At 66.7% G+C, this 13,776-nt stretch carries 9 protein-coding genes and 1 tRNA gene; 7 read left to right on the forward strand and 3 right to left on the reverse strand.

The window, feature by feature from the left end; all coding sequences use genetic code 11:
• Positions 1-68: 68 nt before the first annotated feature.
• Together OG203_RS35855 and OG203_RS35860 are read right to left on the reverse strand one after the other, a co-directional pair.
• Positions 69-142 (reverse strand) — tRNA-Arg (locus tag OG203_RS35855).
• Between the two features lie 69 nt (positions 143-211).
• Positions 212-598, reverse strand: coding sequence for a DUF4345 family protein (locus tag OG203_RS35860; protein WP_405161638.1), 387 nt, complete (start codon positions 596-598; stop codon positions 212-214).
• 82 nt (positions 599-680) lie between these two features.
• Between OG203_RS35860 and OG203_RS35865 the strand changes: the two genes are divergently transcribed.
• From OG203_RS35865 to OG203_RS35895, 7 genes are all read left to right on the forward strand, one after another.
• Positions 681-2,714: a cytochrome c oxidase assembly protein gene (locus OG203_RS35865; RefSeq protein ID WP_405161639.1), complete on the forward strand. Its 2,034-nt coding sequence runs from the start codon at positions 681-683 to the stop codon at positions 2,712-2,714.
• A 66-nt stretch (positions 2,715-2,780) separates the two neighbouring features.
• The gene (locus OG203_RS35870; RefSeq protein ID WP_405161640.1) at positions 2,781-3,749 is read left to right on the forward strand and encodes a threonine/serine dehydratase; all 969 of its coding nucleotides are present in this window, start codon (positions 2,781-2,783) and stop codon (positions 3,747-3,749) included.
• A 191-nt stretch (positions 3,750-3,940) separates the two neighbouring features.
• Positions 3,941-4,432, forward strand: a complete 492-nt coding sequence (locus OG203_RS35875) for a single-stranded DNA-binding protein (RefSeq protein WP_405161641.1) — start codon at positions 3,941-3,943, stop codon at positions 4,430-4,432.
• Between the two features lie 87 nt (positions 4,433-4,519).
• Positions 4,520-6,196, forward strand: coding sequence for an energy-dependent translational throttle protein EttA (gene ettA, locus OG203_RS35880; protein ID WP_405161642.1), 1,677 nt, complete (start codon positions 4,520-4,522; stop codon positions 6,194-6,196).
• 493 nt (positions 6,197-6,689) lie between these two features.
• Positions 6,690-11,639 (forward strand): NAD-glutamate dehydrogenase, encoded by a 4,950-nt coding sequence (locus tag OG203_RS35885; protein ID WP_405161643.1) that lies wholly within the window; start codon positions 6,690-6,692, stop codon positions 11,637-11,639.
• A 110-nt stretch (positions 11,640-11,749) separates the two neighbouring features.
• Positions 11,750-12,121 carry an acyl-CoA thioesterase gene (locus tag OG203_RS35890; protein ID WP_405168112.1) on the forward strand — a complete coding sequence of 124 codons (372 nt, stop codon included), beginning with the start codon at positions 11,750-11,752 and terminating at the stop codon, positions 12,119-12,121.
• Between the two features lie 43 nt (positions 12,122-12,164).
• Positions 12,165-12,830 carry a hypothetical protein gene (locus OG203_RS35895; RefSeq protein WP_405161644.1) on the forward strand — a complete coding sequence of 222 codons (666 nt, stop codon included), beginning with the start codon at positions 12,165-12,167 and terminating at the stop codon, positions 12,828-12,830.
• 684 nt (positions 12,831-13,514) lie between these two features.
• Here OG203_RS35895 and OG203_RS35900 read toward each other — a convergent pair.
• Positions 13,515-13,640 (reverse strand): hypothetical protein, encoded by a 126-nt coding sequence (locus OG203_RS35900; RefSeq protein WP_405161645.1) that lies wholly within the window; start codon positions 13,638-13,640, stop codon positions 13,515-13,517.
• Positions 13,641-13,776: the final 136 nt, after the last annotated feature.

The following is a 13,776-nucleotide window of genomic DNA, read 5'->3' on the forward strand; positions in this document are numbered from 1 at the left end:
TGTTTAAGCGTTGTGCTGATTGGGTAATCCCGCTCTGACCCGGAGTATATCCAGGTCAGAGCGGGAAGCGCCCCCGGCAGGAATCGAACCTGCGACCTAGGGATTAGAAGGCCCTTGCTCTATCCAACTGAGCTACGGAGGCAGTGGGTTCCACCATGGCCGACATTGGTCGTGCTGTCCAGCGCGCCAATTATAGCGACCGACCAGATGGCTACGGGTCGAGCGTGACGGCGAGTACGAGCATTGCGGCCATGATCACCTCGACCACCAGGTAGAACCAAACGGGGAAGAACGCGGGCGGGCTTTCCACGAAGCCGGACCAGATTCGGCCGAACGCCATGCCGCCCAGCGCGGCGGCGACCGCGACACAGGCCCCGAATCTCAGGTCACCGACATCGGCGGCGGCCAACCCGAGGATCACCGCGATCGCGACACCGAAACCGCCGTAGACGGCACGTACCTCGGCGCGGGCGTCCGCGCGATCGGCGAGCAGCCCGAGCGGGTCGGTGAGTTGGCTGGGCCGCAACAGCCCGTAAACGCCCATGGCAGCGAAGAACAACGCCACCAAGGCAATCAACACGATCGACACGATCGACATTGCACCTCCGTGATCCGCCGACCACCCTATCGGCACAAACCCGGCGCGGCCACGCGACAACAATCGAACTACGCTCAGTCGTATGTCGTCAGCGCAGGACCCGTCCGCTTCACCTGATCTGGAGGTCACTCGGACGGCGGCGACATACGCCGTGGTGATCGCGCTCACGGGCGCGATCGCGGCGGTGGTCGCCGCGCTTGTCGTCGGCCTGTCCGCGACCCAGGCATTGAGTCTGCTCGGCATTCCGGATCCCGGCGCGCTGACCACCTACGGCCTGCCCGCGGTGCGCGCGCTCGCCGATCTGTCGGCGGCGCTGACGGTCGGTTCGCTGTTGTTCGCCGCATTCCTGGTGCCGCCGCAAGCGAACGGACTGCTCGACGTCGGCGGGTACCGGGCGGTGCGCCGCGCCTCCAATTTCGCGCTCATCTGGGCTTGCTGTGCGGCGCTGCTCATTCCGTTGACGGTGTCCGACACCACCGGGCAGCCCGTCGGTAATACCCTGCGCCCGGAGGCACTGTGGCGCGCCATCGATCAGATCGAGCTGGCCGGCGCCTGGCGCACCACGATGGTCTTCGCGCTGATCGTCGCGATCGGTGCCAGGGTCGCGTTGCGCTGGGGCTGGACCCCGGTGCTGTTCGCCGCGTCCATCGTGACGATGATGCCGCTGGCGCTGACCGGGCATTCGTCCTCCGGCGGCGCGCACGACCTCGCCACCAACAGCCTGATCCTGCACCTGATTTCGGCCGCGGTGTGGGTCGGCGGCCTCTTCGCGCTACTGGCGCACGCACGCCGCGGCGGCGCGCACACCGACCTCGCCGCGCGGCGTTTCTCGCTGACCGCCACCATCGCGTTCGTCACCATCGGGGTCAGCGGAGTGATCAACTCCTGGGTCCGGGTCCCGTGGGACGAACTGTTCACCACCACCTACGGCAGGCTGGTGCTCGCCAAGGCCGCCGCGCTGATCGTGCTCGGCCTGATCGGCTTCGCGCAGCGGCGCGCCGCGCTGCCCGCGCTCGCCGCGAACCCGAAGGATCGCGGTGCGCTGATCCGTTTCGCCGGTGTCGAGGTGCTGGTCTTCGCGGCGACCATGGGCCTCGCGGTCGGTCTCGGTCGCACCCCGCCGCCACCGCCGACGCACATACCGACACCGGCCGAGGTCGAACTCGGTTACAACCTGGCCGGGTCGCCGACTGTCGCGCGGATGCTGTTCGACTGGCGCTTCGACCTGATCTTCGGAACGCTGGCGATCGTGCTCGCGGTGCTGTATCTGCTTGGCGTGCGCCGACTTCGGGCCCGCGGCGACGCGTGGCCGATCGGGCGGACCATCGCCTGGCTGTCCGGCTGCGCGGTGCTGCTGTTCGCCACCTCGTCGGGGGTCGGGCGGTATTCGCCCGCGATGTTCAGCGTGCACATGGGTGCGCATATGGCGTTGTCCATGCTCGCGCCGATCCTGTTCGCGCTCGGTGGCGTGGTGACGCTGGCGTTGCGGGCCTTGCCGCCCGCAGGACGCACCGGCGCACCGGGGCCACGCGAGTGGATTCTCGCCGCGGTACACAACCCGGTGTCGCGTTTCCTGACCCATCCGATTGTGGCGTCGGTCATCTTCGTCGGCGGGTTCTACGCGCTGTACCTCGGCGGGATCTTCGATACATACGCGAATTCGCATGCCGCGCACCTGATGATGAACGCGCACTTCCTGCTCAGCGGCTACCTGTTCTACTGGGTCGTCATCGGTATCGACCCCAAGCCGCGCCAGGCGGAGCCGCTGACCAAGCTCGGCATGGTGTTCGGCTCGCTGCCCTTCCACGCCTTCTTCGGCATCGCGCTGATGAGCATGAACACGGTTCTGGGCGGCTGGTTCTACCGTGGTCTCGGCCTCGGCTGGAACGGCGACCTGATCGGCGACCAGCGCACCGGCGGTAGCCTGGCCTGGGCGCTCGGTGAGGTGCCGCTGGTAGTAGTGATGCTCGCGCTGCTCACCCAGTGGTCGCGCAGCGATCGACGACTGGCGCAGCGCACCGATCGGGCCGCCGACCGCGACCACGACGCCGCCCTCTCCGCACACAACGCGATGTTCGCGGAGCTGGCAAAACGTGACCGAGGGGTACACAAGTAGTAGTCGCAATGCCTTTGGGCATGAAGTCTCAGGTCATGGTGGTATCGAGTTGGTCAAGGTGTTGTTGTGAACGAGCGGTCCGTAGTCTTCTCCGAACACAGACCGATCGATCGGATCTACCGATCCGATGTGCGGGCCGCGCGTAGGCGGCTGGCCGGACGGATCCGCAAGACGCCGGTCTTCCACACCTCCGTCGCCGGGCCGAACGGTCCGGTGCCGGTCACGATGAAGCTCGAATACCTCCAGCACGGCGGCACTTTCAAGGTTCGGGGGAGCCTCAACGCGCTGCTGGAGTCGCCAGACGACATCGACCAGGTGGTGATCGCCTCCGCGGGCAACGCCGGTATCGCCGCTGCGCTGGCCGCGGCGCAGCTCGGAAAGTCGTGCACCGTCATCGTTCCGGAGTCGGCCCCGCACACCAAGGTCGCCGCGATGTGGTCGCATGGCGCCGAGGTGCTCTGGCACGGAACGACTTACGCCGAGGCGCTCGGTTACGCCAACGAGCTGGCCGCGGAACGCAACGCTTTGCAACTGCACGCCTACGACCTGCCCGCCATCGTCGCGGGGGCGGGTGTGGTCGGCCTGGAGATCGAGGAACAGGTGCGCGGGCGGCCGTCGGTGCTGGCCGCGGTGGGCGGCGGCGGGCTCGTCTCGGGTATCGCGGCCGCGATCGGGCGTCGCCAGCAGGTGGTCGGCGTTGAGCCGGAGGGTATTCCCACGCTGCACGCGGCGTTGTCGGCGAATCGGCCGGTCGAGGTAGGCGTGTCCAGCATCGCGGCGGAATCCTTGGGCGCCACCAGGATCGGCGATATCGCCATGGACATCGCGCGGCGCTATCAGGTGCGTTCGCTGCTGGTGACCGATGACGCGATCGCGACCGCCCGTGACTATCTGTGGCGCGAGTTTCGCATCGTCGTCGAGTTCGCCGGTGCGGCAGCGTTGGCCGCGGTGCAGAGCGGAGTCTACGTGCCAGCACCCGACGAGCGCCCGGTGATCGTTCTCTGCGGCGCGAATACCGATCTTTCGGTGCTGTAACCACTTTCGCACTTTCCGGACCCCTCGGCGGCATGGAAAGAAGCACCGGATATCCACATTCGAGAAAGTTGTCCACATTCTCGGATCGAGGCGCCCAATCGCCCGTCGAATCGGTGAGGCTTGAGGAGTCCTCCTCGCGGGGAGGAAGTCCCCGGGCAACCGCCACGGGCCGAATGCGAAGGGGCGTAAAGATGTACGAAGCGAACGCGACCGTTATCGGCACGATCGTCAACCATCCGGTGAAGCGTGAGCTGCCGAACGGTGAGCAGGTGCTGACCTTCCGGATGGCGAGCAATGCACGCCGACTGGACCACCACACGGGGGAGTGGGTGGACAACGGCACCTTGTTTCTCACCGTGAGCTGCTGGCGCAGGCTGTTGGCCGGTGTTGACGCCTCGATGCGGCGCGGCGATCCGGTCATCGCACACGGCCAGCTGCGGTCGCTCGAATATCGCAGCAAGGACGGGGTAGACCGGCGCGACCTGGAGATGCGGGCGACCGCCGTCGGCCCCGACCTCGGCCGCTGCACCGCGCAGGTGACCAGGTGGTCGGAGATGCGGAATACTGGAGACCGCTTCGGCGCTGAACACCAGGTGCCCGCAGGCGACGGGCTGGGGGAGAATAGCGCAGCCGCCGCCGCGGCGCCGCCCCTGACAACCCACCCCGAGCACGCTGGCGCCTGACCCGGCGCGGCAGACTTTTGGCCGAGCGCCGCGAGGGGTATCCGCCGGTTCAACTCACCGCTTCCGACACCGATAGGCTTCCTCCTTATGGCTGAGTTCATTTACACGATGAAGAAGGTTCGCAAGGCGCACGGTGACAAAGTCGTGCTCGACGATGTCTTCTTGAACTTCCTTCCCGGCGCCAAGATCGGTGTCGTCGGCCCGAACGGCGCCGGTAAATCCAGCGTGCTCAAGATCATGGCCGGACTGGACCAGCCGAACAACGGCGAAGCGTTCATCGCGCCCGGCGCGACGGTCGGCATCCTGATGCAGGAGCCGGCGCTGAACGAGGAGAAGACGGTCCGCGGCAATGTCGAGGAGGGCCTCGGCGAGGTGAAGGTGAAGCTGGATCGCTTCAACGAGATCGCCGAGCTGATGGCCACCGACTACTCCGACGAGCTCATGGACGAGATGGGCAAGCTACAGGAGTACCTCGACCACGCCGACGCGTGGGACGTCGACTCCCAGCTCGAGCAGGCCATGGACGCGCTGCGCTGCCCGCCGCCGGACGAGCCGGTCACCAACCTCTCCGGTGGTGAGCGCCGCCGCGTCGCGCTGTGCAAGCTGCTGCTGAGCAAGCCCGACCTGCTGCTGCTCGACGAGCCGACCAACCACCTCGACGCCGAGAGCGTGCTCTGGCTCGAACAGCACCTCGCCGCGTACGCGGGCGCCGTGCTCGCGGTCACGCACGACCGGTACTTCCTGGACAACGTCGCCGAGTGGATCCTCGAACTCGACCGCGGCCGCGCCTACCCGTACGAGGGCAACTACTCCACCTACCTGGAGAAGAAGGCGCAGCGGCTCGAGGTCCAGGGCAAGAAGGACCAGAAGCTGCAGAAGCGGCTCAAGGACGAGCTGGCCTGGGTCCGCTCGGGTGCCAAGGCCCGCCAGGCCAAGAACAAGGCCCGCCTCGGCCGGTACGAGGAGATGGCGGCCGAGGCCGATAAGCACAGGAAGTTGGATTTCGAGGAGATCCAGATTCCGGCCGGTCCGCGCCTCGGCAACGTGGTGGTCGAGGTCTCGCATCTTGACAAGGGCTTCGGCGACCGTCAGCTCATCAAGGATCTGTCGTTCACGTTGCCGCGCAACGGCATTGTCGGCGTCATCGGCCCGAACGGTGTCGGTAAGACCACGCTGTTCAAGACCATCGTCGGGCTCGAGGCGCCGGACAGCGGCGAGGTCAAGGTCGGCGATACGGTCAAGCTGAGCTACGTCGACCAGAACCGCGCCGGCATCGACCCGAAGAAGAACGTCTGGCAGGTCGTGTCCGAAGGGCTCGACTTCATCCAGGTCGGTAACCAGGAAATGCCGTCGCGCGCGTACGTCAGCGCGTTCGGCTTCAAGGGTCCGGATCAGCAGAAGCCTGCCGGGGTGCTCTCCGGTGGTGAGCGGAACCGGCTGAACCTGGCGCTCACCCTCAAACAGGGCGGCAACCTGATCCTGCTCGACGAGCCGACCAACGACCTCGACGTGGAGACCCTCGGTTCGCTGGAGAACGCGCTCGAACAGTTCCCCGGCTGCGCCGTGGTCATCTCCCACGATCGCTGGTTCCTTGACCGCACCTGTACCCACATCCTGGCGTGGGAGGGCGACTCCGACAACGACGCCAAGTGGTTCTGGTTCGAGGGCAACTTCGAGGCCTACGAGGCCAACAAGATCGAGCGCCTCGGCCTGGAAGCGGCCCGCCCGCACCGGGTTACGCACCGCAAGCTGACCCGCGACTGATCCGATTCCGGACCGGCCTCCGTCGGCAGCTGACCTGATCCGGGATCGAGCCGCGCGCGTCAACACGACGTCACGACTCGGTTCCGGCTCGGCCGCACCGATATGAGTCCGTTATGTCTCGGATCCGGCACAACCGCACCAGACCGGTCCCCACGGACATCTCGAATCTCGCTACTGTGGGACACGTGAATGCGCAGGCACAGTTCGAGCAATCGGCGGTCCCCACCGTCGACCTGGTAGCCGAGCTGAACCGAGGTGCTTCGGCCCCGCTGCCGCCGCAGAAAGACCCTGTCGCACACACCTGACGTTCCTTAGTCCGAACGATGCTGTGCCGAGATCATTCATCCGAGCTGGGCAATCGCGTGGCGAACACGGCCGTGATGGTGAACACCCCAGGATTGGAAGGGATTTCACCCCCTCGTCTTCCACGCACAGCTACTCTCGGACCGGCGTCGCTTTGTTACGGAACCGAATCCGAGGAGTTGGCGAAAAAATGACGGTCTCGTCCGAATTGTCCAGTGCGGCGTGGGCCGCTGGTTTGCCGCAGGCACTGCGTGGCGAACTTGCGACCCTCGAGGAGGCGTATTTCCGCCACGTCGACGCTGGCGATGTGGACTGCGCGATCACCGGCATCACTCAAATCTTCCGGCGGCACATGGAGTTGGCCATGCACCGCCCGGCGGACCGGGCGTTGGTCCGGGTGTACCACCCCGACGACGGCTCCGGCCTCGGCGCGGCGGTACAGCTGGTCACCGACGACATGCCGCTACTTGTCGAGTCGATCACCTCATCGCTGAACCGGCTCGGCGTCAGCGTCAGCGAAGTGATCCACCCGATCTTCGAAGTCGAGCGCGATGCCGACGGCCTGCTGCAGCATGCCGCCCCGCACGAGGTCGACGGCACGAACGGCGCGACCGCGTTGCGCGAGTCGTGGATGCACCTGCAACTGCACCCGTCCACCAGCCGGGCGCTGCTGAGCCGGATCGAATCCGGCATGCCGAACGTGGTCGCCGACGTGCGCCAGGTCATCGGCGACACCGAGTCGATCAAGGATGTGCAGAGCAGGCTGGCCGACGATCTGGAGCTGGCCGCGAAGTCGGGCACCGCGCCGTTCGCGGACACCGACCTGGTCGACACCGCGAACCTGCTGCGCTGGCTGGCCAGCGGTAACTTCACCGTGCTCGGCTACGCCCGCTACCAGCTGAGCTCGGAGCAGGGGCGGGAAAGCTCCAACCCGATGCCTGGCACCTGCCTCGGCGTGCTCCGGCCCGACGTCGGCACCGATTTCCGGGTGCCGATCAACGCCGTCGACCGGCCGCTGCTGATGCTGACCCAGGGCCTGGTGCCCGCCACCGTGCATCGCTCGGTGTACCCGTACTTCATCGGCGTCGCCGACTTCGACGACGCGGGCACCATCGTCGGCGAGCATCTGTTCATCGGCGTCTTCACGGTCACCGCGGTGCACGAGAACGTGCTGGATATTCCGGTGATCGAGCGCAGGGTGCGCGCGGTGATCGAGGAGAGCGGATTCGACCTGGAGTCGTTCTCCGGGCAGGCGATGCTCGAGGTCATCCAGTCCTTCCCGCGCACCGAGCTGTTCTCCTCCGACGCCGAGACGATGCGCCGGACCGCCCTCGCGGTACTGAACATCGGGCTGCGCCGTCAGGTTCGCCTGTTCCTGCGCGCGGACGGTTACGGCCGATTCGTGGCGTGCATGGTCTACCTGCCGCGCGACCGCTACACCACCAGGGTGCGGCTGGAGATGCAGGACATCCTGGTCCGCGAACTGGGTGGCGTCTCCATCGACTACTCCGCCAGGGTCGGCGAAAGCGACTTGGCCAGTGTGTATTTCACGGTGCGCATGCCGGAGGCGGAGCACGGTGCGCCGCGCTACGCGGCACCGGCCGCGGACACCTCCGAGGCGAACCGGCTGCGCATCCAGGCGCTGCTCGGCGAGGCGAGCCGCACCTGGGAAGACCTGCTGAACGACGAGGTGAGCACCTCGACGATGCTCGACCCCGCGGTGGTGCAGCGCTACTCCGAGGCGTTCCCGGACGCCTACAAGGAGGACTTCGAGGCAGGCCGTGCGCTCGGCGACATCGTCCGCCTGGAGCACCTGCGTGACGGCGGCATCGACCAATACCTGTACCGCAACGTCGAATCCGACCCCGGTTCGTGGCGATTCTCGCTCTATGTCGCCGGACCCGGTATCTCACTGAGCCAGGTGCTTCCGGTCCTGCAGAGCCTCGGCGTCGAGGTGGTCGACGAGCGGCCGTACCAGCTCGAGCTGGAGGCTCAGCCGGGCGGTGACCCGAGCACCGGCGGGGAACGCTGGATCTACGACTTCGGTCTGCTTGCCCGCCCCGAGTTGCTGCGCAGCGCGCTCGACCGGGATCTGGACGCCGAGCTGCTCGAGTCGTCCAAACGGGCGGCCGTGCTCGAGGCGGAGGTTCGCGGTCTGCGCGAGCGGTTCACCGAGGCCTTCGAAGCGGCCTGGTATGGCCGCGCGGAAGCGGACCCGCTCAACGAACTGGTGCTGCGCGCGCGGCTGCCGTGGCGCGCGGTATCGATCCTGCGCACCTACGCGAAGTACTTGCAGCAGGCCGGTTTTCCGTACAGCCAGGCCAACATCTCCCGGGTGCTGCTCACCTATCCGGACGTCGCGCGGCTGTTCGTCGACCTGTTCGCGGCCCGCTTCGACCCGGACACCGTCTCGGCCGACCATGCCGCCGAGTTGGAGGTCCAGGTCCGCGGCCGGATCGACGACGTGGTCAGCCTCGACGCCGACCGCATCCTGCGCGCCATCCTCAACCTGATCAGGGCGACGCTGCGCACCAACTACTACGTCACCGACGCCGAGGGCATGTCGCGTGACTACGTGTCGGTGAAGGTCGAGCCTCGCGAGATCAGCGAATTGCCCAAGCCGAGGCCACAATTCGAGATCTTCGTGTACTCGCCGCGGGTCGAGGGCGTGCACCTGCGGTTCGGCCCGGTGGCCCGTGGCGGGTTGCGCTGGTCCGACCGTCTTGAGGACTTCCGCACCGAGGTGCTCGGTCTGGTGAAGGCGCAAGCGGTCAAGAACGCGGTGATCGTGCCGGTCGGCGCGAAGGGCGGCTTCGTTGTGAAGCAGCCGCCGGCCGCCACCGGTGATCCGGTCGCGGACCGTCAGGCGCTCGGTGCCGAAGGCGTCAGCTGCTACCGCACCTTCATCTCCGGCCTGCTCGATGTCACCGACAATGTGGATCGCGCGACCGGCAAGGTTGTGCCGCCCGCCAGGGTGGTTCGCCGCGACGGCGACGATACCTACCTGGTGGTCGCCGCCGACAAGGGCACGGCCACCTTCTCCGATATCGCCAACGATGTGGCCAAGCGCTACGGCTTCTGGCTCGGCGACGCGTTCGCCTCCGGCGGCTCGGCCGGCTACGACCACAAGGCGATGGGCATCACCGCCAAGGGTGCGTGGGAGAGCGTCAAACGCCACTTCCAGGAAATGGATATCGACACCCAGACACAGGATTTCACCGTCGTCGGTGTCGGCGATATGAGCGGTGACGTGTTCGGCAACGGCATGCTGCTTTCCGAGCACATCCGCCTGCTCGCGGCGTTCGACCACCGGCACATCTTCTTGGATCCGAACCCGGACACTGCAGCCTCTTACGCTGAACGGCAGCGCATGTTCCAGCTGCCCCGCTCGTCGTGGGCGGACTATGACGCCTCGCTCATCAGCAAGGGCGGCGGCGTCTACGACCGCACGGTGAAGTCGGTTCCGATCAGTCCCCAGGTCCGAAAGGCGTTGGGGCTGGCCGACGGTGTCGAATCCCTGTCCCCGCCGGAGCTGGTGCACGCGATCCTGCTCGCGCCCGCCCAGCTGCTGTGGAACGGCGGCATCGGCACCTACATCAAGGCGAGCACCGAGGTGAACGCCGAGGTGGGCGACAAGTCCAATGACGCGGTGCGCGTTAACGGAAACCAGTTGCGAGTCAAGGTGATCGGCGAGGGCGGCAACCTGGGCGCGACAGCGCTCGGCCGCATCGAGTTCTGCCGCAGCGGCGGAAAGATGAACACTGACGCGCTGGACAACTCGGCGGGCGTCGACTGCTCTGACCACGAGGTCAACATCAAGGTGCTGCTCGACGGTGTGGTCAGCGCGGGCCAGCTGCTCGAGCCGGAACGCAACCCGCTGCTCGCCTCGATGACCGACGAGGTCGCGCAGATGGTGCTGGAAGACAATGTGGCGCAGAACTTCCTGATGGGCATGTCCCGTACGGACGCACCACAGATGCTGAACGTGCACATGCGGCTCATCGACGATCTCGAGACGCGCCGCGGCCTCGACCGGGAGCTGGAGGCACTGCCCTCGGACGTCGAGCTCAAGCGCATGCTGGAGGACGGCGTCGGCCTGACTTCACCGGAACTCGCCAATCTCATGGCGCACGTGAAGCTTTCGCTCAAGGCCGACCTGCTCGACACGGATCTGCCGGACAGCCCCTTCTTCGTCACCCGGCTGCCCGACTACTTCCCGACGCCGCTGCGGGACCGGTTCGGTGCCGCGATCAAGAAGCACCGGCTGCGTCGGGAGATCCTCACCACGATGATCGTGAACGAGATGGTCGACTACGGCGGCATCACCTACGCGCACCGGTTGAGCGAGGAGACCGGCGCCACGCCCACCGACTCGGTGCGCGCGTTCGCGGCGGCCACCGAGATCTTCGGCCTGCCCGAGATGTGGGCGCGGATCCGCGCGGCCGACGCCGCCACCGCGGTGCGCGACCTGCTGGAACTGGAAACCAAACGGACACTGGACCGTGCGTCGCGCTGGTTCCTGAGCAACCGGCCGCAGCCGATCGCGGTCGGCGCGGAGATCAACCGGTACTGCCAGGACGTGCAGGCGCTGGCGCCGAAGGTGCCGGGCTGGCTGCGCGGACATCACGTCGCGACGCTCACCGATCAGTCGGCCGAGCTCATCGCCCGCGGTGCACCGACCGACCTGGCCACCGAGGTGTTCGGGCTGCTCAACCTGTTCCCGCTGCTCGACATCGTCGACATCGCCGACATCACCGATCGTGATGGCGACGAGGTCGGATCGCTGTACTACGCGCTCAACGAGCACCTCAAGATCGACTGGTTGCTGCAGGCGGTGAGTCACCTGGAACGGGGCGACCGCTGGCACTCGCTGGCTCGGCTCGCGCTGCGTGACGACATGTACGCCTCGCTGCGTTCGCTGACCCTCGATGTGCTCTCCGCCGGTGACCCGGAAGAGAGCGCGGACGAGAAGATTGCATACTGGGAGTCGAAGAACCAGTCACGGCTCGGACGTGCCCGTGCGGCACTGTCGGAGTTGTTCGAGTCCGGAACCCACGATCTCGCCACGTTGTCGGTTGCAGCGCGGCAAGTGCGAAGCATGGTGAGCGGGGTGGGCGCTCAATCGGAGGTACCACGTTGACGAGTTCGTTGGACGGTAATGGGAAGGCGCAGGGTCTGAATGCTGCGCAGGGCGGCAAGGTCGTGCTGCCCAAGCGTTTTCACACCCAGGTAGAGGTCAGGTGGTCGGACATGGATGCTTTCCAGCATGTGAACCATGCCCGCATGGTGACTCTGCTGGAGGAGGCGCGCATCCCGTGGCTGCTCGAGCCAGGCCGTCCGACTGCTGAGCTCGGGACCGGCTGTGTGCTGGCCGATCTGCGGGTGCGTTATCGCGGCCAGCTGCGGCACGAGGACACTCCGCTCGATATCGCCATGTGGATCGAGCGGCTGCGGGCGGTCGACTTCACCATCGGTTACGAGGTGCGCGCCGCGAGTGCGGCGCCGGACTCGCCGCCCGCGGTGACGGCCTCCACTCAGATTGCCGCGTTCGACATGACCGCACAGCGGTTGCGTCGGCTCAGCAATGCCGAACGCGACTATCTCGCCCAGTGGAAGGACTGATCCACATAGGCGAGCGCTGGTCGAGAACGGCAGCACAGCCGTGATGGCCGAACAACGTGTATTGCACGTGTCCGATCCGGCGGAGCGAGAGAACCTCGCGACGTTCCTGACTCGGGCTGTGCGGCTGGACCCCGCGGCGGTGGTACGTATCCGCCGCCGCGGGGAGCAGTACGTTTCCGCCTGGGTGGCAACGGGTTTCGAGGCGCTCGCGGTCCGCACCATTGTCGGTGAGCTAGGCGTCGACGATGTCACCGTCGGCGCCGATATGGTGCTGGCCGGCCTCGGCTCCGGTCTGCCCATCGACCTCGGCTATTCGATGGATTCCGCATGGCGCGGCGCGCTACCCCCGGTGGACGGTTTCGCACACATCGACGACGTGCCCGCCCGCACCCTGGTCGAACTCGCCGAGCAGGGCGCGCAATTGGCCAAGGAACACGGCAGCAGCCACGGCCCACCCGCCTCCCTGCTCGACCAAACCGTGCTCACCGTCTCCAGCGCCGACACCCAGGTGCACGTCCCGATGCGCGTCGTCTTCGCCCTCACCGCAATGGATTTCATCCCGCATTCCGGTGACAAGGCCGACTCGCGCCGCATCCTCCCCACCGAAATCGTCCGCGTCCGCGCCACCAACACCTGGCTACGCATAGACGCCCGCTACGGCTCGGTAGCCCGCCGCCGCTCCGGCAGCATCACCCTCTCCCCAACCTGACCCACCCCCAAGCGCCCCACCGAAATCCGCAGGCACAGCACCTCCAAGAGCACCACGCCCCCCGAGAAATGCTGCGCCCCCACCGAATCCAGACCTTCCAATATCATGGGAAACCTGACCGCGGTGCCCCAGCGAACACGTGCGACCGACGCCGACTGCAGCCCCGTTCAAGATCATGAGGAACTGTCGGCGGCCCCTTCTCGGCCGATCCCGCCACCAGTTCCCCATGATCTTGATCCCTGCCCCGCAACGCACCATCAACCCCATCGCTTTCGAGATCCGCACCCTGACTCGGGATCCGCACCGACTCCGGGCGCCCGTAGTGGGCGGATTCCGAGTCAGGGTGCGTCTGCCTCCGACATGCCCCCGTTCACGATCAACGGGACCAGATGCACCACGAACAGGACATGACGGCGGTCCCACTCGCATTTCCCGCCACCATGTCCCATTGGATATCGGCGCCGCCGTGCGATACACCATCAACCACACCGGGCCCCATCCCGGCAGTCACCAACGGGCCGTTCATATCCCAACGGGACATGAGGGCGGCCCTACTCGCTCTTTCCCGCCACTATGTCCCGTTGGATCGCGGTCGCCGTCGCGCGGCGCACCATCAACCACACGGGCCCCGCTCCGGCAGTCACCAACGGCGCGTTCATGATTCAACGGGACATGAGGGCGGCCCTACTCGCACTTTCCCGCCACCATGTCCCATTGGATTTCGGCGCCGCCGCGCGGCACACCATCAGCCACACCGAGCTGCCCCATCTCGGCAGTCACCAACGGGCCGTTCATGTTCCAACGGGACATGAGGGTGGGCCTACTCGCTCTTTCTCGCCACTATGTGCCGTTGGATCGCAGTCGCCGCCGCGCGGAGGATTATCAACCACACGGGCCCCACCCCGGCCGCCACCAGCGGCCCGTCCATGTTCCAACGGGACATGAG

The organism is Nocardia sp. NBC_01499 (assembly GCF_045040275.1).
Taxonomy (GTDB): domain Bacteria; phylum Actinomycetota; class Actinomycetes; order Mycobacteriales; family Mycobacteriaceae; genus Nocardia.